19 protein-coding genes and 1 tRNA gene are annotated in these 23228 nt (G+C 70.2%); 14 read left to right on the top strand and 6 right to left on the bottom strand.

Features of this window, described 5'->3' with window-relative positions; all coding sequences use genetic code 11:
- Nucleotides 1–365 precede the first annotated feature (365 nt).
- Together V8J36_RS18525 and V8J36_RS18520 are read right to left on the bottom strand one after the other, a co-directional pair.
- The gene (locus V8J36_RS18525; RefSeq protein WP_336468797.1) at nucleotides 366–590 is read right to left on the bottom strand and encodes a hypothetical protein; all 225 of its coding nucleotides are present in this window, start codon (nucleotides 588–590) and stop codon (nucleotides 366–368) included.
- A gap of 188 nt (nucleotides 591–778) precedes the next feature.
- Entirely contained in the window at nucleotides 779–1210 is a 432-nt protein-coding gene (locus tag V8J36_RS18520) for an Lrp/AsnC family transcriptional regulator (RefSeq protein ID WP_336468796.1), read from the bottom strand.
- A gap of 223 nt (nucleotides 1211–1433) precedes the next feature.
- Between V8J36_RS18520 and V8J36_RS18515 the strand changes: the two genes are divergently transcribed.
- Both V8J36_RS18515 and V8J36_RS18510 read left to right on the top strand, forming a co-directional pair.
- On the top strand, nucleotides 1434–2588 hold the full coding sequence (locus V8J36_RS18515; protein ID WP_336468795.1) for a type III PLP-dependent enzyme: 1155 nt from the start codon (nucleotides 1434–1436) through the stop codon (nucleotides 2586–2588).
- Between the two features lie 63 nt (nucleotides 2589–2651).
- Nucleotides 2652–4919, top strand: coding sequence for a xanthine dehydrogenase family protein molybdopterin-binding subunit (locus V8J36_RS18510; RefSeq protein WP_336468794.1), 2268 nt, complete (start codon nucleotides 2652–2654; stop codon nucleotides 4917–4919).
- Between the two features lie 59 nt (nucleotides 4920–4978).
- Here V8J36_RS18510 and V8J36_RS18505 read toward each other — a convergent pair whose 3' ends face one another.
- Nucleotides 4979–6175, bottom strand: coding sequence for an MFS transporter (locus tag V8J36_RS18505; protein WP_336468793.1), 1197 nt, complete (start codon nucleotides 6173–6175; stop codon nucleotides 4979–4981).
- A gap of 219 nt (nucleotides 6176–6394) precedes the next feature.
- Entirely contained in the window at nucleotides 6395–7300 is a 906-nt protein-coding gene (locus V8J36_RS18500) for a LysR family transcriptional regulator (protein WP_336468792.1), read from the bottom strand.
- A 114-nt stretch (nucleotides 7301–7414) separates the two neighbouring features.
- Here V8J36_RS18500 and metF point away from each other — a divergent pair, with 114 nt between their 5' ends.
- The 3 genes from metF (at nucleotide 7415) to V8J36_RS18485 (ending at nucleotide 9735) form a co-directional block, all read left to right on the top strand.
- A complete protein-coding gene (gene metF, locus V8J36_RS18495; protein ID WP_336468791.1) occupies nucleotides 7415–8296 on the top strand; it encodes a methylenetetrahydrofolate reductase [NAD(P)H] in 882 nt (293 codons plus the stop codon).
- Between the two features lie 76 nt (nucleotides 8297–8372).
- On the top strand, nucleotides 8373–8858 hold the full coding sequence (locus V8J36_RS18490; RefSeq protein WP_336468790.1) for a PaaI family thioesterase: 486 nt from the start codon (nucleotides 8373–8375) through the stop codon (nucleotides 8856–8858).
- A gap of 85 nt (nucleotides 8859–8943) precedes the next feature.
- Nucleotides 8944–9735 carry an inositol monophosphatase family protein gene (locus tag V8J36_RS18485; RefSeq protein WP_336468789.1) on the top strand — a complete coding sequence of 264 codons (792 nt, stop codon included), beginning with the start codon at nucleotides 8944–8946 and terminating at the stop codon, nucleotides 9733–9735.
- Between the two features lie 204 nt (nucleotides 9736–9939).
- Here V8J36_RS18485 and V8J36_RS18480 read toward each other — a convergent pair whose 3' ends face one another.
- The gene (locus tag V8J36_RS18480) at nucleotides 9940–11844 is read right to left on the bottom strand and encodes a chemotaxis protein CheW (protein WP_336468788.1); all 1905 of its coding nucleotides are present in this window, start codon (nucleotides 11842–11844) and stop codon (nucleotides 9940–9942) included.
- 3 nt (nucleotides 11845–11847) lie between these two features.
- Nucleotides 11848–14613 carry a PAS domain S-box protein gene (locus V8J36_RS18475; protein ID WP_336468787.1) on the bottom strand — a complete coding sequence of 922 codons (2766 nt, stop codon included), beginning with the start codon at nucleotides 14611–14613 and terminating at the stop codon, nucleotides 11848–11850.
- A 182-nt stretch (nucleotides 14614–14795) separates the two neighbouring features.
- Between V8J36_RS18475 and leuB the strand changes: the two genes are divergently transcribed.
- The 9 genes from leuB (at nucleotide 14796) to V8J36_RS18430 (ending at nucleotide 23040) form a co-directional block, all read left to right on the top strand.
- Entirely contained in the window at nucleotides 14796–15896 is a 1101-nt protein-coding gene (gene leuB, locus V8J36_RS18470; protein ID WP_336468786.1) for a 3-isopropylmalate dehydrogenase, read from the top strand.
- Between the two features lie 88 nt (nucleotides 15897–15984).
- Nucleotides 15985–17445 (top strand): ArnT family glycosyltransferase, encoded by a 1461-nt coding sequence (locus V8J36_RS18465; RefSeq protein ID WP_336468785.1) that lies wholly within the window; start codon nucleotides 15985–15987, stop codon nucleotides 17443–17445.
- Nucleotides 17446–17552: 107 nt separating this feature from the next.
- Complete coding sequence (locus tag V8J36_RS18460; protein ID WP_336468784.1) at nucleotides 17553–18143, top strand: DMT family transporter; 591 nt, start codon at nucleotides 17553–17555, stop codon at nucleotides 18141–18143.
- Nucleotides 18144–18146: 3 nt separating this feature from the next.
- The gene (locus V8J36_RS18455) at nucleotides 18147–18512 is read left to right on the top strand and encodes a DMT family transporter (protein WP_336468783.1); all 366 of its coding nucleotides are present in this window, start codon (nucleotides 18147–18149) and stop codon (nucleotides 18510–18512) included.
- 67 nt (nucleotides 18513–18579) lie between these two features.
- Nucleotides 18580–18656 (top strand) — tRNA-Pro (locus V8J36_RS18450).
- Between the two features lie 285 nt (nucleotides 18657–18941).
- The gene (locus V8J36_RS18445) at nucleotides 18942–19214 is read left to right on the top strand and encodes a hypothetical protein (protein WP_336468782.1); all 273 of its coding nucleotides are present in this window, start codon (nucleotides 18942–18944) and stop codon (nucleotides 19212–19214) included.
- Between the two features lie 271 nt (nucleotides 19215–19485).
- Nucleotides 19486–20670, top strand: coding sequence for an MFS transporter (locus V8J36_RS18440; RefSeq protein ID WP_336468781.1), 1185 nt, complete (start codon nucleotides 19486–19488; stop codon nucleotides 20668–20670).
- 26 nt (nucleotides 20671–20696) lie between these two features.
- Nucleotides 20697–21809, top strand: a complete 1113-nt coding sequence (locus V8J36_RS18435) for a capsular polysaccharide export protein, LipB/KpsS family (protein WP_336468780.1) — start codon at nucleotides 20697–20699, stop codon at nucleotides 21807–21809.
- A gap of 208 nt (nucleotides 21810–22017) precedes the next feature.
- Complete coding sequence (locus V8J36_RS18430; RefSeq protein ID WP_336468779.1) at nucleotides 22018–23040, top strand: aspartate-semialdehyde dehydrogenase; 1023 nt, start codon at nucleotides 22018–22020, stop codon at nucleotides 23038–23040.
- Nucleotides 23041–23228 lie beyond the last annotated feature (188 nt).

The raw sequence follows: 23228 nt of genomic DNA, 5'->3' as shown, positions 1-23228 counted from the left end.
CGGGCCGGCCCTGTCGCGCTTGGGGCAACCCACCGCCGAACGGGACCCAGGCGCCTGCCGGGCCGGGGCAAGGGATCAGCAGGCCGGGGCCCGGCGTGGCATCGGGATTCGCGTGGCGACCCGCGGCGGTGGCCTCTGCCGCCCGAACGCACTGCGCGCGGACGGCGGACTCGCGCGCAACGCAGGGCCTGTGACGTGCTGTGAGACGCGCAGGGCCAGAAATGCTCCGGCCCGCGGCGCGCGGCGTGAGGGGGCAGCATCAGGGCGAACTCGCCCGACCCCGGAACGACCCGTCCGAACCATGTCCGGCAGTCCGCGGCCCCGGCCGCGCCGGCGCCACGGAAGACGGCGCTACGGAAGACGGGCTAGGGAAGGATGACGCTCAGAAATACCAGCGTCCAGATCGCCGCGCCGATGACGAGACCCGGCACGATCCAGCCGCCGGTGAGCACCACCGGATCGCCGGGGGCGGGCAGCTTCCACCCGGACGTCCATCCGGCCGCCCGAGACCAGGTCTGGGGGGCAACCCGATGGGAAAGATGACGCGGACCGAACGCGGGGCCCGCAGCCGCAAGGCTGACGTTCTCCATTTTATCCTCCTCTCCGGAAGGGGCTCCTCTCCCCTGCCGCGATGTGGCGGTCAGTCTGTCGTAGTAGGATTAAAGATAGGTGTTACACGGTCTGTTTCAATAACGTAACAATTCGTGGGTCGGTTCCGGCCGATCCCTGCCGATCCCGTTCGTCCGCGGCCGGGCCCGCGAGTCCGGCGGTTTCCGGCTCAGACCGCGCGATCGAGCTTCGTCGTCAGGTGGATCAGGCTTTCCGAGGCGCGCACGCCGGCCATCTCGCCCAACTGGTCCAGCACCGCGTCCAGCGCCATGGTCGAGCCCGCGGTCACCTGCAGCAGCAGGTCGACCCGGCCGCTGGTGGTGTGGATGCGCTCGACCTCGGGGATCGCCTTCAGCCGGGCGAGGATCGCGCCCTGCGACCGCGGCTCGATCGTCAGCAGCACCGTCGCCCGGATCCGTCCCTGCCGCGCGGCCTCGCCCAGCTTCACCGTGTAGCCGGCGATGGTGCCGTTGGCCTCCAGCCGCTCCAGCCGCGCCTGCACGGTCGAGCGCGCGACCTTCAGCCGCCGCGCCAGCACCGCCAGCGACACCCGCGCATCGGCAGAGAGTTGCGCAACCAGCGCGCGGTCGAGCTCGTCCATTCGCCCACCTGTCGAAATGACCGGAAGTTTCGTCATTCTAACGGGGCTGTGATCCATTTCCACCCTTTCCGTCGGTGGGTTTGTGCCCCATATCGCCCCCACTTCGTTTTCAGGAAAAGGGCGGCTCATACGCACCTGGCCTGGTTCTGGAAACGCGTAAGCGTCCCGGGCCTGATACAGGTGACCGGGGGGGCTGCGCTCTGTTGGCAGGAAGGATGCGCCGATGGGGCTCTCGAAAACGATCTGGTCGTCGCCGACCGAACTTCTGCGCACGCAGACCCCGGACAACCCGGTGATGTTCTTCGCGCCGACCGTGCTGCAGGCCACCGCGCGCCGCTTCATCGCGGGCTTTCCCGGCATGGTCACCTATGCGGTGAAGTCGAACCCGGACGAGATGGTGGTGCAGAACCTCGTCGCCGCCGGCATCCGCGGCTTCGATGTCGCCTCGCCGGCCGAGATCGAGATGATCCGCCGCCTCGCCCCCACCGCGGCGCTGCATTACAACAACCCGGTCCGCGGGCGGGCCGAGATCGCCGCCGCCGTCGCGGCCGAGGTGCGCAGCTGGTCCGTCGACAGCGCCTCCGAACTCGCCAAGCTGGTCGCGATGGTGCCCGTGGCCTTCGACGCCGGCCCGGTCGAGATCTCGGTGCGCTACAAGCTGCCGGTGCCCGGCGCGGCCTACAACTTCGGCGCCAAGTTCGGCGCGGTGCCCGAGCGCGCGGCCGAGCTTCTGGCCCAGGTCGCCGCCGCGGGCTTCCTGCCCTCGCTCACCTTCCACCCCGGCACGCAATGCACCGATGCCGCGGCATGGCAGGCCTATGTCCAGGCCGGCGCCGACATCTGCCGCGCCGCGGGCGTGCGCGCGCACCGCCTGAACGTCGGCGGCGGCTTCCCCTCGCACCGCCGGGCCGACATCGCGCCGCCTCTGGAACAGATCTTCGCCCGCATCGACGCGGCGGTGAGCGACGCCTTCGGAGCGGACCGCCCCGAACTGGTCTGCGAGCCGGGTCGCGGCCTCGTCGCCGATGCCTTCAGCCTTGCCGCGCGGGTGAAGGCGGTGCGCGACGACGCCTGCGTCTTCCTCAACGACGGGCTCTACGGCAACCTGGCAGAGCTTCCCGACGTGGGCCCGATCGACCGGATCGAGGTGATCGCGCCCGACGGCCAGCGCCGCACCGGCGCGCCGCGCGCCCGCACGGTCTTCGGCCCGACCTGCGACTCGGTCGACCGTCTGCCCGGAGACCTCGCGCTGCCGGGAGACCTCGACGAGGGCGACTACCTGCTGATCCACGGCATGGGTGCCTATTCCACCGCCACCAACACCCGTTTCAACGGTTTCGGCGACGTCACCCACGCGACCACGCTGTCGCTGCGCTGAAGGCGCTTCCCTTCCCCCGTGTTCGCCCTAGTCTCGACCGGGCAACCACGGGGGAGCCGGGACGTGCAGCACAAGTTCGGAAAAAGCCAGAGCCTGAAACGCCTTGAGGATGTGCGCTTCCTGACCGGGGCCGGGCGCTATCTCGACGACATCGCCCCCGCCACCGCGCTGCACGCGGCCTTCCTGCGCGCCCCCGCCGCCCATGCCGAGATCCGCAGCCTGCACCTCGACGACGCCCGCGCGATGCCAGGCGTGGTGCTGGTGCTGGGCGCTGCGGATCTTGCCGCGAACGGCGTCGCCACCGACCAGCCCTACGACACCTTCGAGGGCGCCCCGCAGCCGCCGCGCCCGCTTCTGGCCCGCGACCGCGTCCGCTTCGTGGGCGAGGCGATGGCGCTGGTGGTCGCCGAAACCGCCGCCGCCGCCCGCGACGCGGTCGAGGCGATCGGCTTCGATCTGGCCGAACTCCCCGTCCACATTCAGCTTGCCCCCGGCGGCGCCCCGATCCACCCCGAGGCGCCCGACAACCTCGCCTTCACCTGGGACACGGGCGACGCCGTCGCGACCGAGGCCGCCTTCGCCCGTGCGGCCCATGTCGTGCGCCAGCGGGTCGTGCACAACCGGGTGATCGTGAACTCGGTCGAGCCGCGCGCCGCCACCGCCGAATGGATCGACGGCCGGCTGCATTTCCACGTCAACGGGCAGGGCGTCTGGGACCAGAAGGCCGAATTCGCCGCAGCCTTCGGGATCGACCCCGCGCAGGTCCGCGTCACCACCCCCGATGTCGGCGGCGGCTTCGGGATGAAATCCACCGGCTACCCGGAATTCACCCCCCTCGCGCTGGCCGCGAAGCTGACCGGCCGCCCGGTGCGCTGGATCTCGGAACGGACCGAGGCGATGCTGACCGACAACGGCGGGCGCGATCTGGTGACCGAAGCCGCGCTGGCCTTCGACGCCGACCTCAAGATCATCGGCTACCGCGTCGATCTCGACTGCGCGATGGGCGCCTACAACGCCCCCTTCGGCGCCTACATCCAGTCCGAGCTTTTCGCCAAGGTCCTCACCGGCGCCTATGACATCCCGGCCGCGCATCTGCGGGTCCGCGGCATCTACACCAACACCACCCAGACCGACGCCTATCGCGGCGCCGGCCGCCCCGAGGCGATCACCACGCTGGAACGCGTCGTCGACCGCGCCGCCCGCGTCCTCGGGATCGACCCGTGGGAGCTGCGCGCGAAAAGCTACGTCACCAGCTTCCCCTACCGCACCGCCACCGGCGAGCTGTACGACGTGGGCGACTTCCCCCGCGTCGCCGCCCGCGCCCGGGCCGAGGCCGACGAGGCGGGCTTCGAAGCCCGCCGCGCCGCCTCGGAAGCCGAGGGCCTGCTGCGCGGCCTCGGCACCTGCTTCTACATCGAATCGATCCTCGGCTCACCGACCGAGGCGGCCGAGGTCGAATTCCGCGATGACGGCACCGTGAACCTCTACGTCGGCACCCAGTCGAACGGGCAGGGGCACGAAACCGTCTATGCCGCCTTCCTGTCGGAACGCACCGGCATCCCGGTCGAGGCGATCCGCGTCGTGCAGGGCGACAGTGACCGCATCGCCTCGGGCGGCGGCACCGGCGGATCGCGCTCGGTCACCACCCAGACCAACGCCACCCTCGCCACCGTCGACACGATGGTCGCGGCCTTCCGCCCCTTCGTCGCGGCCGAGCTGGGGGTCGAGACCGTCGACTGGGCCGACCTCGGCTTCCGCGCCCCGGGCTCGAACCTCGTCCTGACGCTGGCCGAGGCGGCGGACCGCGCCCGTCGCGCCGGGCGCGAGGATCTGCTGAAACACCGCGCCGAGGCGACGCTGCCCGGCCGCAGCTATCCCAACGGCGCGCATCTCTGCGAGGTCGAGATCGACCCCGAAACCGGGCTGATCCGGCTCGACCGCTATTCGGTGACCGACGATTTCGGCAACCTGATCCACCCGATGCTGGTCGAGGGGCAGGTGCATGGCGGCATCGCGCAGGGCATGGGGCAGGCGATGATGGAGGGTGCGGTCTGGGACGAGACCGGCCAGCTTCTCTCGGCCACCTTCATGGATTACGCGATGCCCCGCGCCGCCGACATGCCCTTCGTGAAATTCACGACCGAGCCCGTGCCCTCGACCGCGAACCTGCTGGGGATGAAGGGCTGCGGCGAGGCCGGCACCGTCGCCTCGATCGCGGCGGTGTCGAACGCGGTGCTGGATGCACTGGCGCCCCTGGGCATCGAAGAGGTCGAAATGCCGTTCCGCCCGGCAAAGATCTGGACGCAGATCGAGGCCGCGCGCCTGAGCTGACCCTGTCCGCGCTGACCGCGCGCCCCAGACTTTGGGGCCCGCGTGTCCACTCTGGCGTGTCAGACCCCGCGCGCCGCCGCCCGCGGCAGCAGCGCGGCCAGCACCCCGGTCGCCGGCAGGAACGAGCAGACGATATAGACCGCGCGGATCCCGTGGCTGTCGGCCAGCAGGCCCAGCACCGCCGCAGCGATGCCGCCGAAGCCGAAGCTCAGCCCGAAGAAGATCCCCGCGACCATGCCGACCCGGCCCGGCAGCAGTTCCTGCGCGCAGACCACGATCGCCGGGAAGGCCGAGGCGAGGATCAGCCCGATCGGGATCGACAGCACCCCCGACCAGAACAGGTTGGCATGGGGCAGCAGCAGCGTGAACGGCAGCACGCCAAGGATCGACACCCAGATCACCGTCACCCGGCCGATCCGGTCGCCGATCGGTCCGCCGATCACCGTGCCCGCCGCCACCGCGCCCAGGAACAGGAACAGCATCACCTGGCTGTGCTGGGTGGTCACGCCGAAGGTCTCGATCAGGTAGAAGGTGTAATAGCTGGAAATCGACGCCAGATAGATGTTCTTCGAGAACATCAGCAGCGCCAGCACCACCAGCGCCGCGATCACCCGGCCCCGCGACAGCGGCAGCGTCCGGTCGCCCCCCGCCCGGCGGCTTGCGGTGATCGCCGCGCCGTACCAGCGCCCGACCCAGCTCAGCACCGCCATGCCGGTCAGCGCGATCAGGCAGAAGGCCGCGACGCTCGGCCGGCCCAGCGGCACCACGATGAAGGCCGCCAGCAGCGGCCCGATCGCATGGCCAAGGTTGCCGCCGACCTGGAACACCGACTGCGCCAGCCCGAAGCGCCCGCCCGAGGCCAGCCGCGCGACCCGGCTCGCCTCGGGGTGGAAGATGGCCGAGCCGATGCCGATCAGGCTCGCCCCCGCCAGCAGCATCCCGTAGCTCGGCGCGAAGGCCAGCAGGATCAGACCGAGGAAGGTCGAGCCCATCCCGAAGGGCAGCGACATCGGCAGCGGCTTGCGGTCGGTGAACATCCCGATCGCCGGCTGCAGCAACGAGGCCGTGCACTGGAAGGCCATCGTCATCAGCCCGATCTGCCAGTAGTCCAGCGCGAAGTCGGCCTTCAGCAGCGGATAGATCGCCGACAGCAGGCTCTGCATCGTGTCGTTCATCAGATGGCTGAGGCTGATCGCGATCAGGATCGGGAAGACGGTGGCCGAGGCGGCACGGGTCGTCGGGCTGGCGATGGTCATGGAAGGGCTCGCGCGCGGGGAACGGCCCATGCCTACGCCTGTCGGCGCGGGGCGTCATCCGCGAAATTGTACCCCTGAGGGTCGTCTTTTGCCGCCTGCCGCACCTGATCCCGTCCTGCGAAAAGCTTAACGACAGGCCGCCAGAGCGTTGCGGGGCCGCGCGCCGAGGGTGTACGGGGGGTGCACGCGGGCTGCACGGATGTCACCCCCCGCAAGTCCTTACCCCCGCTGCAGTTTCACCGGTTCCGTCCGCCCCAGCCGCAGCACGTGCGCCATCCACGGTTTTTCCGCATCCTCGCTGCGGATCGCCGCATACAGCCGCTTGGTCAGCCCGGCCTCGGTCACCTTGCGCGTGACGTAATCCGGCTGATAGCGCACCTCGCGCAGCACCCAGTCCGGCAGCACCGCCACGCCCCGGTTCGAGGCGACCAGCATCAGGATGACAGCCGTCAACTCGACCTGCCGCACCGCCTCGGGCTCGACCTTCGCGGGCGTCAGCAGCTCGCTGAAGATGTCCAGCCGCGGTCGGTCGACCGGATAGGTGATCAGCACCTGATCGCGAAAATCCTCAGCCGTGACAAAGGGTTTCGCCGCCAGCGGGTTCTGGGCGGAGGCGATGAAGGTGGGCGCGTAGTCGAACAGCGGCTGGAAGGTGATGCCCGGCAGGTCCTCGGGATCGGACGAGATCACCAGATCGACTTCCTCCCGCGCCAGCGCCTGCAGGGCACCGAACGCCAGCCCGGGCCGGATGTCGACATCGACCTCGGGCCAGGCGCGGCGGAACTGCTCCAGCACCGGGAACAGCCAGTCGAAACAGGCGTGGCACTCGATCGCGATATGCAGCCGGCCCGACCGCCCCTGCCGCAGCGCGCGGAATTCCTCTTCCAGCGCCGCGATCTCCGGCAGGATCCGCTCGGCCGCGCGCAGCATCCGCAACCCCGCCGCCGACAGGCGCAAGGGCTTGGAACGCCTTGCAAAAAGCTCGACTCCCGCCTGGTCCTCAATCGTCTTCACCTGATGGCTCAGCGCCGATTGGGTGATGTTGAGCACCTCCGCCGCCCGCGCGAGACCGCCGCAATCATGGATCGCCTTGATGCTTTTCAGATGGCGCAGATCGACATGCACGGCGTGACCTCCCCTTGATAAACATGGCGCCCGGCTCATGTTGATCTTGAATATTATGAATTTGTCTCACCTAACCGGGCGTGTCACAAGAGTCGCATCCAAGAGGACAGCACCATGACCCTGACCACGACGAAAGCGCCGCGCGTTTCCTTCGAATTCTTCCCGCCGCAGACGCTCGACGCGTCCTTCCGGCTGTGGGAGACGGTTCAGGTGCTCGCCCCGATGCAACCCACTTTCGTTTCCGTGACTTACGGCGCCGGCGGCACCACCCGCAAGCTGACGCACGAGGCGGTGACGACCATCGGCAAGAACTACGGCCTGAACGTCGCGGCGCATCTGACCTGCGTCGATGCCACCCGCGCCGAGACGATGGAGATCGTCAACGCCTATGCCGAGGCCGGCGTGACCGAGATCGTGGCCCTGCGTGGCGACCCGCCGAAAGGCTCGAACGGCTTCGTGGCGCATCCCGAAGGCTTCGCCTCGGCGGTCGAGCTGATCGAAGCCATTGCCGAGACTGGAAAATTCAAGATCCGCGTCGGCGCCTACCCGGAAAAGCACCCCGAATCGGCCGATGCCGCCGCCGACATCGCCTGGCTGAAGCGCAAGATCGACGCCGGCGCGACCTCGGCGATCACCCAGTTCTTCTTCGAGACCGAAACCTTCCTGCGCTTCCGCGATGCCTGCGCCAAGGCCGGCATCGCCGCGCCGATCATCCCCGGCATCCTGCCGATCGAGAACTGGGACGGCACCAAGCGCTTCGCGGCCCGCTGCGGCACCGCCGTGCCGGCCTGGCTCGATGACGCCTTCACCGCCGCCAAGCGCGACGGCCGCGAGGCGCTCTATGCCACCGCGCTCTGCACCGAGCTGTGCGACACCCTGCGCGCCGAGGGCGTGGAAGACTTCCACTTCTACACCCTGAACCGCCCGGCCCTGACCCGCGACGTCTGCCATGCCCTTGGCGTCGTCCCGGACACGGTGCTGGAAGCGGTGGCCTGAGGCGCGGCTTCACCCCCGCGCCGCACTGCGGCAGTCTCTCGGCACGATCCGGGCCCGGACCATACCGAGAGATTCCATGACCCAGCAGCGCGCCGCCACCAGCCGCGACGAGATCAATCCACGCTCGCTGATGGCCGAGGTCTCGGGCCTCGAATTCCTGCAGGGTCTCGCCTCGGGCCGCTACCCGGGTGCCGCGATGCAGGCCACCGCCAACATCCGCCTCGACGAGATCTCGCAGGGCCGGGTGACCTTCGCCGGCCACCCGGTCTTCGCCCATGCCAATCCCTTCGGCGCCACGCATGGCGGCTGGTACGGGGTGGTGCTCGACTCGGCGATGGGCTGCGCGGTGATGAGCACGCTGAACCGCGGCACTTGGTACACGACCCTCGATTACCACGTGAACATCCTGCGCCCGCTGCCCGAGGGGATGGAGATGGTGGCCGAGGGGCTGATCCAGCACTCCGGCCGCTCGACCGCCGTGGCGCGGGGCGAGATCCGGGGCCGCGCGGACGGCAGGCTCTACGCCACCGGCAGCACCACCTGCATCGTCTTCCCGGTGTGACACCGTCAACGCTGTCTCGCCCGCGCCCTTTCCTTTTCGCACCCGCTCGTGTATCGGCGCAGGCTGTTCCCCGAAGGAGACCGCCATGCAGGGCAGCGCCAATCTCAACGTGATGATCAAGGCCGCGCGCAAGGCCGGCCGCAGCCTCGTGAAGGACTTCCGCGAAGTCGAGAACCTGCAGGTCTCGTCCAAGGGCCCCGGCGACTTCGTCACCAAGGCCGACCGCGAGGCCGAGCGCATCATCAAGGAAGAGCTGCGCACCGCCCGCCCGTCCTATGGCTGGCTGGGCGAAGAGACCGGCGCCGAGGCCGGCGAGGATCCGACCCGCCGCTGGATCGTCGACCCGCTCGACGGCACCACCAACTTCCTGCACGGCATGCCGCATTGGGCGATCTCCATCGCGTTGGAACACAAGGGTGAAATCACCTCGGCCGTGGTCTTCGACCCCGCCAAGGACGAGATGTTCTGGGCCGAGAAGGGCGCGGGCGCCTGGATGAACGAAAGCCGGATCCGCGTCTCGGGCCGCCGCTCGATGATCGAGGCGGTCTTCGCCACCGGCGTGCCCTTCGGCGGCCGCTCGACCCTGCCGGCGACGCTGCAGGACCTGGCGCGCCTGATGCCGGTCTGCGCCGGCGTGCGCCGCTGGGGCGCGGCCTCGCTCGACCTCGCCTGGGTCGCGGCCGGCCGCTTCGACGGCTACTGGGAACGCGGGCTGAATGCCTGGGACATGGCCGCGGGCCTGCTCATGGTGAAAGAGGCCGGCGGCTTCGTGGGCCCGGTCCGCGAGGGCCGCGACCCGCTCGAATCGGGGTCGCTGATCGCCGCCAACGGCGAGCTTTACGACCCGCTCTGCAAGATCCTGCGCGAAGCCGCCTGATCGGACGCGCGCCGCCGGTGCGGCGCGCGATCCCCCGCGCAGCCCCCCGGGCCGCGCACGCATGCCGGCGCCAGGGCCCCGCCCGGCACCTGTCTGGCGGCTGTCTGGCGCCGATCCGGCGGCCATCGCCGGGCTCCGTACCCTGCGCTGGCGACGGGCGGCCCGGCCCCGGCCCGCGTCCGGACTGTCCTTTAGGCCCTCCCTTCAGACCTGCGCATAAAGCGGCAGCGCGTCCGGTGCGATGCGGTGCCAGAAGCGCGGCTCGCCCGCGCCGCTGCGCTGCAGGGTCGCCGTCGCGCCATCCGGGGCCTCGTCGACGACGATCATCGTCTCGATCGAGCAGATTTCCTCGACCATCAGCCCGATCCGGCCGCCGTCCTGACGCAGCACCACGATTGCCGCCCGCGCCAGCCGCCCGTCGGCCGGGTGCCCGTGCAGCGCCGCCAGCGAGAACACCGGCAGCAGCGTGCGGTCGCGCGCGGCGATGGTGCCCAGGTAGTCGTCGAAGCCCAGATCGCGCTGCAGGTCCGCGGGCAGCGAGATGATCTCTTCGATCTGGCCCAGCGTGATCGCACAGGCGATCCCGGCGCGCAGCAGCAGCGCCGTCTCGCGCCGCGTCTCGCCGGTTGCGGTCGCGGCGGCCGTCGTGCCGCCGCCCTGCGACAGCCGCGCCAGTTCCCCCAGATCGGCATCTTCCAGCAGCGCCGCCCCGTCGAGGACGATCATCTGCCGTCCGGCGCCGTCGATATGGGCCCCCGCGATCAGCTCGGGCCGCCGGCACAGCATCGCGGGCATCGGCCCCAGCTGCGCGGCGGTCAGGCTGCGGATGTCGATGACCCGGTCGGCCCGCAGCGCCAGCGAGCTGCCGTCGGGAAACGGCAGCACGATGGCGGCGGCGCGATCGGGGCGGGCGCGCGCGGTCGCGGTGCCCAGCAGCGGCGGCAGGTTGACCAGCGCCCGCTCGATCCCGTGGTGGGTGACGCTGCCGTCGCAGGGGCCGGACCGCAGCACCGTTCCGTCCACGGCACTTTCCGGGATCGTCGCCTGAATGCGGGCCAGCGACAGGCAGAAGGCCGCGCCCTCCACCTCGAAGACCAAGTAATGGTCGGCGGCGTCGCGGCTGCGGGTGCGGGCCCGCTGGCCGCGCGACAGCGGCACGCCCATCGCCGGCAGGGCCTCGGCATCGAGGATCGAGACTACGCGCTCGCCGATCAGCACCGTCTCGGTCAGCAGCAGGTCGCAGGGCGCCTGTCCGCCGCTGCGGATCGCCTGCCGCGCGATCTCGCGCGGGGCGACGATCTGGCGGGCGGCACGGGCGAGGATGCCATAGACCTCTTCGCCCGCGCCGACGATCACCACGACACCCTGAATGTCGGAGGGGTAGAGTGGCGGCAACCCGATCAGCGGCGCAAGGTCGACGACCGGGATCACCTGGCCGCGCAGCGCGACGCAGCCGACGACGCCGGTGCCGGAGGACACGAAGGGCTGCAGCACCTGCGGCGCGACCATCACCTCGCGCAGGACCCGCACCTCGATCCCGAGAGTCATCGCGCCGAAGTCGATGAGGGCGAGCGGCGAGGGCGCGGCCTCGGCGGTGGGTAAGGCTGCAGCGCCTGGCCCTGCATCGGCAACGGGGGGCGCGCCGGTGGCCGCTGTCCCGCCCGCTATCCGCCCGTCGTCCGCGATGCCATGCCCCCCGGTGTCCGTCGAATGGGCGGGGGCGTTCCCCGGCGAGGCGACCTGCGGGGCTGGCGTATCGAAGGCATCTGACGACGCGTTTGGTGGTCCGCGCTTGTCGCATGCCCCGTCCGCGCCGGCCTCGGGGGGGGCGTCCTCCGAACCGCCCGTGCCAGAAGCGCCGACAGCAGCCGAGGTCGCAGGATCTGCGGCCCCGCCTCCCGCCGCGCCGGCTGCGTTCTGCGCCGGGCCCTGCCTGCTGCGGATGTCCAGGTCGTGTGCGGGCCTGCCGCCGGGATCGGTCCAGTCCCCGGACGCCGGAAGGGCATCGGTCGCGGGGGCGGCCAGCGCGGCTTCCCAGAGGTCGTCATCCGCCGCCTCGCGTTCGCGCAAGGCAGAGACCGGATCGGCGGGCGGTCGCGGCCCCGGCATGGGTCAGTGGTCCTGGGTGACGCGGGCCAGCGTCGAGATCAGGTCGACCACCTCGCGCGAGACGTCCTTCTGCTTCTCGACCGAGCCGGAGATCGCATCGACCGCCCCGCCGGTCTCGTGCACGCATTCCACGATCCGCTCGAAGGCCAGCCGGGCCGAGTTCGACCGGCCCTTGCCGAGATCGACCTGCGCGGCGCTTTCCGTCACCAGCCGGGTGATCTCGAGCGCGGCATTGGACGAGCGTTCCGCCAGCTTGCGCACCTCGTCGGCGACGACCGAGAAGCCCACGCCGAATTCGCCCGCCCGCGCCGCCTCGATCGCGGCGTTGAAGGCCAGCAGGTTGGTCTGGTTGGCGATGTCGCTGATCACCTTCGCCATCTCGGTCACGTTGGTCGAGCCCTTGGCGATCAGGTCGATGACCTCGATCGCGCGGTTCAGCTCGTCGAACCCGCCCGAGGCGGCGCTGCGCGTCTCGCGCGAGGCCTTCACGGTCGAGCTGGTCGCGGCGTCGATCTGCCCGATCGAGGTCTGCAGCTGCGCGATCATCTCGCGCATCGCGATCGCCTTCTCGCGGATCAGGTTCTCCAGCAGCACCTGCTCGGTCACGTCATGGGCGTATTTGATCACCCCGATCGGCTCGCCCTTGATGCCCAGCAGCGGCGCGTAGGTCGCCTGGATCCAGAAGTCGCGGTCGAACTTGGCGACGCGGTGGAAGCGGCCCTGCTGGCCCTCGCCTTTCGACAGGGCGATCCAGAAATCGCGGTATTCCAGCGTCTTCACATGATCGGGCGAACACAGCATCGAATGGTGCTGCCCCTTCAGCTCGCGCGCGGAATAGCCCGAGACGCGCAGGAAGTTCTCGTTGGCAGAGATGATGTTGCCCTCGAGGTCGAATTCGATCACCGCCTGCGCGCGGTCGATGGCGTGGAACTTGCATTCGAAGGCGGCATTGCGCTTGCGCTGGGCGGTGATGTCGGTGGCGAATTTCACCACCTTCACCGGGCGGCCGTCGCTGTCCATGATCGGGTTGTAGCTGGCCTGCATGATCACTTCCGACCCGTCGCGGGCCAGACGCTCGAACTCGCCGGTGACGAACTCGCCGCGGCGCAGCGTCTCCCAGAAGCTGCGATAGGCCTCCGACGCGGCATGGGCGGGCGAGCAGAAGATCCGGTGATGCTCGCCCACCAGCTGCTCGGCCCGGTAGCCGGTCAGGCTCAGGAAATTCTCGTTCGCGGCAAGGATGCGCCCCTCCATGTCGAATTCGATCACCGACTGCGCCCGGCTGATCGCCAGCAGCGTGCTTTCATGCTCGGCCGCGCGGGCGCGCTCTTCCGACATGTCGCGGCCCAGTTCCAGGATCCGGGTGATCTTGCCGTCGAGGTCGGTGATCGGCGTGAAGATCGAGCCGATGTGGAAATCCCGCCCGCGCAGCCCGAAGCGCCGCCAGCTGCCCTGCCGCGATTCGCCCGCGGCCAGCGCGTTGAAGAAGCGGATGTAGTCGCGCGTCTCCTCGGCCTCGCGGTTCCACATCATCGCGCCGGGCTTGCCGCGGACATCCTCGATCTCGTAGCCGGTCAGCTCGAGATACTTGTCGTTCATGTCGAGGATCACCCCGTCCGGCGCGTATTCCGCCACCAGCTGCGCGCGCCGCACGGCCTCCATCCGGCCCTGGATCTCGTTCGCGGCATTGCGTTCGAAGGTCACGTCCAGCGCGGCCTTCACCACCTTCAGCACCCGCCCGTCCGGCCCCTTCACCGGGTTGTAGCTGGCCCGGATCCAGACCCAGTCGCCGGCCTTGGTGCGCCGCTTGAACTCGCCCGAGAGGGCCTGACCCTCGCGCAGCGCGCGCCAGAAGGCGGGATAGTCGTCCGAGCGCACATAGGCGTCGTCGCAGAAGGCCGAATGATGGATGCCCACGATCTCGTCGGCCTCGTAGCCCATCAGCGCGAGGAAGGTGTGGTTGGCGGCGATCACCCGGCCCTCGAGGTCGAACTCGATCATCGCCATCGCCTCGCCGACCGCGGCGATCTTGCTGTCGGCCTCGGCCCGGTCCAGCTTCATCCGCGTCACGTCCATCGCGAACTTGATCACCCGCACAACGCTGCCGTCGGGGCCCAGCACCGGGTTGTAATTCGCGCGGATCCAGATCGGCTCGCCGTCGCGGCCGAGCCGCTCGAACTCGCCATCCACCACCTCGCCGCGCGAGAGCCGCTCCCACATCTTCTGGTAGTCGGCCGATTCGGCGAACTCGCGGCGGCAGAGGATCTTGTGGTTCTTGCCGACCAGCGCCTCGCGCTTGTAGCCGGTCAGATCGAGGAAATTGCCGTTCGCGGCCAGGATCGTGCCGTCACGTCCGAACTCGATCACCGCCTGCGTGCGCTGCACGGCGTCCAGCTTCGACTGCGTTTCCGTGTCGAAGGGCACGGTGCGCCCGTCGACGATCACCGAGGTGCCGCCGCCCGGCGCCTGCGAGGCGACGCCGAAGAAGGTGACCACCGCCCCCTCGTCGGCCATATGGACGTGAAACTGCACCGGGTCTTCGCTGTCCGCCGCCTGTTCGAGGCATTTCTGCACATAGGCGGATTCACGGAACAGCTCGGTGAACTTCCGTCCGATCGGCGTCTGGTTGCCCCCGCCGACCAGCTGCGCGGCCGCGCGGTTGGCGGCCTCGATCTTGTAGCCGTTCAGCCCGACGCGCATCAGCATGCTGGCCTTCACGGTCAGCTTGCGCAGCGCCTCGAGATCGACATCGCTCATATCCGCGCCCATGGGGGCAGCTCTCCGTTCAGCCTCGCCCCTGTCTGATAAGCTTGTCCCTTTAAGGAACACCTAAGCCAGATCGGCCCGCCGCGGCTTGACCCACCGCGGCATCGCCGTTACCGCAGGGGCGCATCCGCGCCGGCCCGCACCGTTCGGAAGGGCGCCCGGCCCCAGACGTTATGGAGGACATCTTGGCCAATCCCTCGCTTCTCATTCTCGCCGGCGACGGCATCGGCCCCGAGGTCATGGCCGAGGTCAAGAAGGTCATCGGCTGGTTCGGCACGCAGGGCCTGACCTTCGACGTCTCGGAAGACCTGGTGGGCGGCTGCGCCTATGACGCGCATGGCACGCCGCTGACCGACGCCACCATGGCGAAGGCGCAAGAGGTCGACGCCGTGCTGCTCGGCGCCGTCGGCGGGCCGAAATACGACGTGCTCGACTTCTCGGTGAAGCCGGAACGCGGCCTGCTGCGCCTGCGCAAGGAGATGGACCTTTACGCGAACCTGCGCCCCGCGCAGTGCTTCGACGCGCTGGCCGACTTCTCGTCGCTGAAGAAAGAAGTCGTCGCCGGGCTCGACATCATGATCGTGCGCGAACTGACCTCGGGCGTCTATTTCGGCGAGCCGCGCGGTATCTTCACCGAAGGCAACGAGCGCGTGGGCATCAACACCCAGCGCTACACGGAATCCGAGATCGCCCGCGTCGCCCGCTCGGCCTTCGAGCTGGCGAAGAAACGCGGCAACAAGGTCTGCTCGATGGAGAAGGCCAACGTGATGGAATCGGGGATCCTGTGGCGCGAGGTCGTCCAGAAGATCCACGACGAGGAATATCCCGAGGTCGAGCTGTCGCACATGTATGCCGATGCCGGCGCCATGCAGCTGACCCGCTGGCCCAAGCAGTTCGACGTCATCGTCACCGACAACCTGTTCGGAGACCTGCTGTCGGACCTCGCGGCGATGCTGACCGGCTCGCTCGGCATGCTGCCCTCGGCCTCGCTCGGCGCGCCGATGGCCAACGGCCGCCCGAAGGCGCTCTATGAACCCGTGCACGGCTCGGCGCCGGACATCGCGGGGCAGGGCAAGGCGAACCCGATCGCCTGCATCCTCTCGTTCGCGATGGCGCTGCGCTACTCGTTCGGCCTGATCGCCGAGGCCGACAAGCTGGAAGCCGCGGTCGCCAAGGTGCTGGCCGACGGCGTGCGCACCGCCGATCTGATGGGCCCCGAGGGCGGCGCGCCGGTCTCGACCTCGCAGATGGGCGACCTGATCGTCGCCGCGCTGGCCGCCGCCTGAGCGCGCCGCACCCGACACCGACCCGGGCGGCGCGGGCCGCCCGGCTCTCGCCCCCGCTCCTCTCGCCGGCACCCGGAGGCGCCACGCCATGAGACAGCTGACCCGGGCGGCCTCTGCCCTTTCGATCCTGCTGGCGCTGGCGGTGGTCGCAGTGCTGCTGGCGCATTACGCCCCGCAGCTCGGCAAGCCGGGGATGAACCAGTATGACGAGTATCACACGCTCGACCGCACGCTGGCGGCGGCGCGGGACGGGCACTGGTCTTCGGTCTATGCCAACCACGGGCCCAGCTTCCGCAAGCCGCCGCTGCAATACTGGCTGGGGGCGCTTCTCGTCCGCGCCGGGCTCGAGCCGCTTCTGGCGATGCGGACCGTGGCGATGGGCTTCGGGCTGGGCCTGCTGGCACTGACCGGGGTGCTGGCCGCGCGGCTGTCGCCCCGCAACGGCCCCACCGCCGCCGCGACCGCGGTGCTGCTGCTGGCGGCCTCGCCGATGCTGTGGTCGCAGGCCACGGCGGCGATGCTCGACGCGGGGGCGGCGCTCTTCACGCTGGTGACCATCCTCGGCCTTGTGCTGGCGCTGCGCGAGCCGCGGCTGATCTGGATCGCGGTGGCCGGCGTCTGGCTGGGGGCGCTGCAGAAGGCCCCCGTGGGCATCGCCGCCATGGCCGCGGCCGCGATCGCGCTGCGCTACTGGCGGGTCGAGCCGGGCCTGCCGCTGGCCGCGCCCGAGGCCAAGCCCCTGCGCCGCCGCGCCTTCCGGGTGGCGGTGCTGCTGATCCTGGCCTGGCCGGTGTTCCAGGCGCTGCAGCACGGCTACGGCGCCTTCAAGACCAGCCTCCTGACCGAGATGGCCGAGCGTTTCGTGCCGACGATCGACGACGACACCGCGGGCAATTGGACCTCGTGGATCAACTGGATGATCGACGACAGCGCGCTGCTGTGGCCGGCGGCGCTGGCGGCGACCCTCAGCCTGCCGCTCTGGCGGCGACGGGGCGAGTCGGTGGTGGTCTCAGCCTGGGCGCTGATCTTCATCCTCGGGATGACCTTCGCCGACGGCGACACCTATTCGCGCTACCTGCTGGTGCTGCTGCCGGTGCTGGCGGCGGGGCTGGCCACCGCGCTGGTCGCGGCGCTGCGCCTGCCGCTGCTGCCCGCGGTGCTGGCCGCCGCCGCCGTCTTCACCACCGGCGCCGCCCGGATGGATGTGAACACCCCCGATCCCGACGACGCCGCCCGCGACGCGCTGATCCGCGGCCTCGCCGCGCGGGTCCGCCCCGAGGACACGCTGATCTTCTGCCGCTACTACGGCGGCTCGACGACGATGAACGCCTCGGCGGTCTCGGCCTGGGCCAGCGCCGGGCAGCCGGTCGTCTCGATCACCGATGCCGACAGCCTTGAGCGCGCCCGCGCGAACGGGCTGATCGGCGCGCCGCTGATCGGCTTCTGCTCGGCCGAGGCGCTGGCCGAGCTTGCCCCGCATTTCGACGGGCTCGAGATCGTCGGCACCTCGGGCGACTGGCGCGCCTTCACCGCGACCGACCTGCACTGATCCGCCGCCGCCCCGCCCCACGGGCGCGGCGCCTCTGGACGTCGCCCCGCCGCCCGCTACTCTGAGGGCCAGGGACGAGACGCCCAGCCCTCCCGGCGGAGCATCCGATGGAAGACACAGGCAGGAACAACGTGCAGGGCGCGCTTTACGCGCTTGCGGCGATGGGCGTCTACGCGACGCATGACGTGATCATCAAGACGCTGGGCGCGCATTACACCGCCTTCCAGATCGTGTTCTTCGCGGCGCTGCTCAGCTTCCCGCTGGTCACCCTGATCCTCGTGCGCGACCGCTCGGGCGGGAACCTGCGCCCGGTGCATCCGTGGTGGACGGCGCTGCGCACCGCCTGCGCGGTGATCACCGGCACCTCGGCCTTCTACGCGTTCTCGGTCCTGCCGCTGGCGCAGACCTATGCGCTGCTCTTCGCCACGCCGCTGCTGGTCACCGTCTTCTCGGTCCCGATCCTGGGCGAAAAGGTCCATGCCCGGCGCTGGGCCGCGGTCGTGGTCGGCCTGATCGGCGTGCTGATCGTGCTGCGCCCCGGCGGCGACACGCAGCTGGGCCTCGGCCATGCCGCGGGGATGGTCTCGGCGCTCACCGCCTCGCTCGCCGCGGTCACCGTTCGCAAGATCGCCCGGGACGAGCGCCCGGTGGTGCTGATGCTGTTCCCGCTGCTGGGCAACTTTCTCGCCATGGCCTGAGTCATGCCCTTCGTCTACGTCCCGGTGCCGATCGGCCATCTCGGGCTCTGGGCGATCGTCGCCTGCCTCGGGCTCTGCGGCGCCTTCCTGCAGATCCGCGCCTATTCCAGCGGCGAGGCGGTGATCGTCGCCCCCATGCAATATTCGCAGATCCTCTGGGCCACCGCCTATGGCATGCTGCTGTTCGGCGAGACGCCGGACCGCACCACGCTGCTGGGCGCGGCGGTGATCATCGGCTCGGGCATCTACATCGTCCTGCGCGAGCGCGGAAAGCCCGGCTCGCTGCAGCCGGTGCTGACCACCGAGGGCAAGGCCCAGACCCTCGCGCCGCGTCCACCGGTGCTGCGCCGGATCCTGAACTGGCATTAACCGTACGGCAGGCGGGAATCGCCCCTTGCCAAGCCCGAGGGGAATCGGTAATCCCCCGCCACACGGTCGGAGCGTAGCGCAGCCTGGTAGCGCACCTGCTTCGGGAGCAGGGGGTCGGAGGTTCGAATCCTCTCGCTCCGACCAGTATCTCCCGCATCCCTTCACAGACGGAACCCCGTTCGGCCCCGCCGCGCGGCAGCCGCGTCACGTGGGGATTTGCCTGTCCTGCCGCAGTCTTGGGCAGGGACGGGCAGAACCGCACCGCTGCCGCGAAAAAGTTCCCTCCGACGTGAAATGTGATCGGACCTTCGCCGATGCCTCGGCTAATGTCTGCCGGCGCGGAGCGGTCGTGCCCCGGCCCGGCCGGAGCCGGCCGAGGGGAGCCGCGGCCAGAACCCACCACCAAGCCTGTCGACGGGGACCGACCGAATGAAGATCCGCCTGAAGAAGCCCGAGCTTAAGAAGCCCGTGAAACTTCCGCCCCGCCTGGTGGCGCTGGCCTCGGCCGGCAGCCAGACCAAGGCGATCCTGACCATGTACGCGATTTCGGCCGCGCTCGTGGTCTCGATGCTGCCGGCGCTGTCCGACATGCACATGTGGCCTGATTTCGCCAAGCTCGAGATGGTCGGCGCCGCCGCCCTGACGACGCTGGTGCTGGGCCTCGCCACCGACTTCGTGCTGCACCTGCGCCGCAAGCGCTGAGCGCGGCCCGGGCCCGGACCGGCCATCCCGATCCGGTCCGATCTGCCCGGCTGGCCCCGGACCGACGGCGCCCGCCGGGGCTACCCGGCGCGGCGACAGCGCCCGCCCGGCCCCGGCCGCCCGATCCCGGCCGCCTGGCCTTGGCCACTTGACCCCAGTCCTTGGGCACCGCCCGCGTAACCCATACAATTCGCGCCCTTGCGCGTGCCCCCGCGGCACCGCAGGGTCCCTCCGCGCGGTCCCCGCATCGGCCGCGTGAAAGGGGGGAGAGATGCGCACGGGACTGACGTTCCTGGTCGCGGCCTATATGCTGAGCCAGTTCTACCGCGCGTTCCTCGCGGTGCTGGCCCCGGTCCTGACATCCGAACTTGGCGTCGCTTCGGGCGATCTCGCGACCTCGTCGTCGCTGTGGTTCCTGGCCTTCGCGGCGATGCAGCTGCCGATCGGCGGCGCGCTCGACCGCTTCGGCCCGCGCCGGACCGCGGCGATCCTGCTGGCGCTGGGCGGCGGCGGCGGCTCGATCGCCTTCGCCACCGCGACCGGCCCCGGCTCGATCCACCTCGCGATGACGCTGATCGGCATCGGCTGCGCGCCTGTACTGATGGCCTCCTACTACATCTTCGCCCGCCAGTTCCCGCCCGCGGCCTTCGGCGGCCTTGCCGGGCTGATCATCGCCGCGGGCTCGCTCGGCAACATCGCCGGCGCAGCACCGCTGGCCTGGACGGTCGAGGCGCTGGGCTGGCGCGAGACGCTCTGGGGCATGGTCGCGATCACGCTCGCGGTGGCGGCGGGCATCGCGGTCTTCGTCACCGACCCGCCGCCGGCGCGGGCCGAGGGCGGGCAGGGCGGATCGGTGCTCGACCTGCTGCGGGTGCCGCGGCTCTGGGCGATCCTGGTGATGATGCTGGTGGCCTATGGCCCGGCGGCCTCGATCCGCGGGCTCTGGGCCGGGCCCTGGCTGCGCCAGCTCGACGGGGCGGGGATCGGCACCGTGGGCACGGTGACGCTGGCGATGGCGCTGGCGATGGTGGCGGGCAATCTGGTCTATGGTCCGGCGGGGCGGATCTGCCGGTCGTGGAAAGGGCCGATCCTGATCGGCAACACGCTGATGGCACTCTGCCTCGCGGCGCTGTGGCTGCTGCCGCCGCCCGGGATCTGGGGCGCGGCGGCGCTGCTGGCCGCGCTCGGCTTCTTCGGCCAGTCCTTCCCCGCGATCATGTCGCATGGCCGCGCCTTCTTCCCCGCCCATCTCGTCGGCCGCGGCGTCACCTTCGTGAACATGTTCGGCATCGCCGGCGCCGGGGCGATGCAATTCGCCTCGGGCCGGCTCTACGCCTGGCGCCTGGCCGAGACGGGCGAGCCCGCGCAGGCCTTCGCCGCGATCTGGCTGTTCTTCCTGGTGCCGGTGGTGGCGGGCCTCGGCCTTTACCTTTTCAGCCGCGACGCGAGGGGGTAGGGGAGGGCAGACCGGAAAGGCCCGCCATGCTCGTCTACCCCCGTGAATATGCCCGCAAGAAAGACACGGCCTTCGCCTCGGTGGCCAGGGCCGCCGGCGGCGGTCGCGCGCTGCCGGCGATCGGCCTGTCGTTCCGCGACCACCCGGAAACCGCCGCGCGGGTGGCCGAGGCGCTGGCCCGCGCCAAGAAGCAGCCCACCGGCCTCGCGCTCACCGCCAAGCGGGCGCTGATCCGGGCGCAGTACAACTGGTCGCGCACCCATTTCACCGCGCGCCCCGGCGACGTGGCGATGTGCTGGAACGGCCTCACCGGCAGCCGCTGGGCCTTCATGCAGGGCGCGCGCGACGCCGGCGCGCGCCGGCTCTATCTCGAACTCGCGCCCTTCCCGGGCCGCATCACCCTCGACCCCGAAGGGGTGAATGCCGAAGGCTCGGTCCCGCAGGATCGCGCCTTCTACGACGCCTGGTCGGCTGGGAACCCCGACCGCTCGGGCGAGGGCTGGCGCGGGCTGGGCCAGGGCCTCGTGGCCCGCGGCTCGCGCCGGGCGGATGTGGGGCAGGGCGCGGCGGGCGATCTCACGCAGCCCTTCGTCTTCGTGCCGCTGCAGGTGCCCGACGACAGCCAGATGCGGCTCTTCGCGGGCTGGGCCGGCGGGCTCGAGGGCTTCATCGCCGCCCTCGGCCGCACCGCCGCGGCCCTGCCCGAGGGCTGGGTGCTGCGGGTGAAGGAACACCCCTCGGCGAAGCAGTCCATGGCCGGCCCTCTCGCCGCCGCTCAGGCCGCCGCCCCGGGCCGGATCGTGATCGACAACGCCACCGACAGTTTCGCGCTGGTCGCGGCCGCGGCGGCGGTGCTGACGATCAATTCCTCGATGGGCCTGCAGGCCTTCTTCCGCGATCGCCCGGTGATCGCCACCGGCCGCGCCTTCTGGAACCAGCCCGGCCTGACCAGCCCCGCCGACTCCGAGCCCGCCCTCGCCGCAGCCCTCGCCGCCGCCCCGACGCTGGGCTTCGACCCGCTCTTCCGCGCCCGCTTCCTGAACTGGCTCGACCGCGTCTACTACCCGCGGATCGAGGTCGCCCCCGACGGCGCCTGGGCACTCGACCCCGCAGAGGTCCGCGCCCGCCTCGCGTCCTGATTTTCGCATTGGTCCAAATATCCCCGGGAGGGGTCCGGGGAGGGCAGGCGGCCCTCCCCGGCCTGCCGCGGGCTCAAGCGCGCGGCACCTGCGGGATGCACGGGGGGTGTACAGGGGGTGCACGCCCGTCCCCCCCGGTTTCAGGCCCTTTCCCTTGGGTCGCGCATCGGCTAAGGGGCGGTCGATTTGTCAATCGGGAGGTCCTCTCATGGGCTACAAGGTCGTCGTTGCCGGCGCCACGGGGAACGTGGGTCGCGAGATGCTGAACATCCTCGCCGAGCGGGAATTCCCGGTGGACGAGATCGCGGTGCTGGCCTCGCGCCGCTCGATGGGGACCGAGGTCTCGTTCGGCGAGCGCACGCTGAAGATCCAGGACATCGCCAGCTTCGACTTCGCTGGCTGGGACATGGCGCTGTTCGCGATCGGCTCGGACGCGACCAAGACCTATGCTCCCAAGGCCGCCGCCGCGGGCTGCGTCGTGATCGACAACTCCTCGCTCTACCGCTACGATCCGCAGATCCCGCTGGTCGTTCCGGAAGTGAACCCCGAGGCGGTGGACCAGTACACCAACAAGATGATCATCGCGAACCCCAACTGCTCGACCGCGCAGATGGTGGTGGCGCTGAAGCCGCTGCATGACCGCGCGAAGATCAAGCGGGTGGTGGTCTCGACCTACCAGTCGGTGTCCGGCGCCGGCAAAGAGGGCATGGACGAGCTTTGGGACCAGACCAAGGCGATCTACAACCCGGTTCAGGAAGTGCCGCCGAAGAAGTTCTCGAAGCAGATCGCCTTCAACGTGATCCCGCATATCGACGTCTTCCTCGATGACGGCTCGACCAAGGAAGAGTGGAAGATGGTCGCCGAGACCAAGAAGATCCTCGACACCTCGATCAAGGTCACCGCGACCTGCGTGCGCGTTCCGGTCTTCGTCGGCCATTCGGAATCGATCAACATCGAGACCGAGGAGTTTCTCGACTGGGAAGAGGCCACCGATATCCTGCGCGAGGCGCCCGGCATCATGGTCGTCGACAAGCGCGAGCCCGGCGGCTACGTGACGCCGATCGAATGCGTGGGCGAATACGCGACCTACATCAGCCGCATCCGCCAGGACTCGACCATCGACAACGGCCTGAACTTCTGGTGCGTCTCGGACAACCTGCGCAAGGGCGCGGCCCTGAACGCGGTCCAGATTGCCGAGACCCTGGGCCGGCGCTGCCTGAAGAAGGGCTGAACCCCGCGCGACCGGACGCAGGAAGGGCCGCCCCTCGGGGCGGCCCTTTCGCGTTGTCCCGGTCGCGCGCGGGTTGCGGGCGTGGATCGAGTATTTGGGCCAAGCCGAAAGCGCATGTTCGGCTTGGTGGAAACACTCCGGGGGGGGGAATGTGCCGTCAGGCACAGAGGGGGCAGCGCCCCCCTCGC

Source organism: Frigidibacter sp. MR17.14 (assembly GCF_037095735.1).
In the GTDB taxonomy this organism is placed as follows: Bacteria; Pseudomonadota; Alphaproteobacteria; order Rhodobacterales; family Rhodobacteraceae; genus Frigidibacter.
This window is presented reverse-complemented; position numbering and strand designations above follow the sequence as displayed.

Coding starts and splice junctions, on each gene's coding strand:
- V8J36_RS18525 (WP_336468797.1), bottom strand. CDS start 590: ATGGAGAACGTCAGCCTTGCGGCTGCGGGCCCCGCGTTCGGTCCGCGT.
- V8J36_RS18520 (WP_336468796.1), bottom strand. CDS start 1,210: ATGGACGAGCTCGACCGCGCGCTGGTTGCGCAACTCTCTGCCGATGCG.
- V8J36_RS18515 (WP_336468795.1), top strand. CDS start 1,434: ATGGGGCTCTCGAAAACGATCTGGTCGTCGCCGACCGAACTTCTGCGC.
- V8J36_RS18505 (WP_336468793.1), bottom strand. CDS start 6,175: ATGACCATCGCCAGCCCGACGACCCGTGCCGCCTCGGCCACCGTCTTC.
- metF (WP_336468791.1), top strand. CDS start 7,415: ATGACCCTGACCACGACGAAAGCGCCGCGCGTTTCCTTCGAATTCTTC.
- V8J36_RS18490 (WP_336468790.1), top strand. CDS start 8,373: ATGACCCAGCAGCGCGCCGCCACCAGCCGCGACGAGATCAATCCACGC.
- V8J36_RS18485 (WP_336468789.1), top strand. CDS start 8,944: ATGCAGGGCAGCGCCAATCTCAACGTGATGATCAAGGCCGCGCGCAAG.
- V8J36_RS18480 (WP_336468788.1), bottom strand. CDS start 11,844: ATGCCGGGGCCGCGACCGCCCGCCGATCCGGTCTCTGCCTTGCGCGAA.
- V8J36_RS18475 (WP_336468787.1), bottom strand. CDS start 14,613: ATGGGCGCGGATATGAGCGATGTCGATCTCGAGGCGCTGCGCAAGCTG.
- V8J36_RS18465 (WP_336468785.1), top strand. CDS start 15,985: ATGAGACAGCTGACCCGGGCGGCCTCTGCCCTTTCGATCCTGCTGGCG.
- V8J36_RS18460 (WP_336468784.1), top strand. CDS start 17,553: ATGGAAGACACAGGCAGGAACAACGTGCAGGGCGCGCTTTACGCGCTT.
- V8J36_RS18455 (WP_336468783.1), top strand. CDS start 18,147: ATGCCCTTCGTCTACGTCCCGGTGCCGATCGGCCATCTCGGGCTCTGG.
- V8J36_RS18445 (WP_336468782.1), top strand. CDS start 18,942: ATGAAGATCCGCCTGAAGAAGCCCGAGCTTAAGAAGCCCGTGAAACTT.
- V8J36_RS18440 (WP_336468781.1), top strand. CDS start 19,486: ATGCGCACGGGACTGACGTTCCTGGTCGCGGCCTATATGCTGAGCCAG.
- V8J36_RS18435 (WP_336468780.1), top strand. CDS start 20,697: ATGCTCGTCTACCCCCGTGAATATGCCCGCAAGAAAGACACGGCCTTC.
- V8J36_RS18430 (WP_336468779.1), top strand. CDS start 22,018: ATGGGCTACAAGGTCGTCGTTGCCGGCGCCACGGGGAACGTGGGTCGC.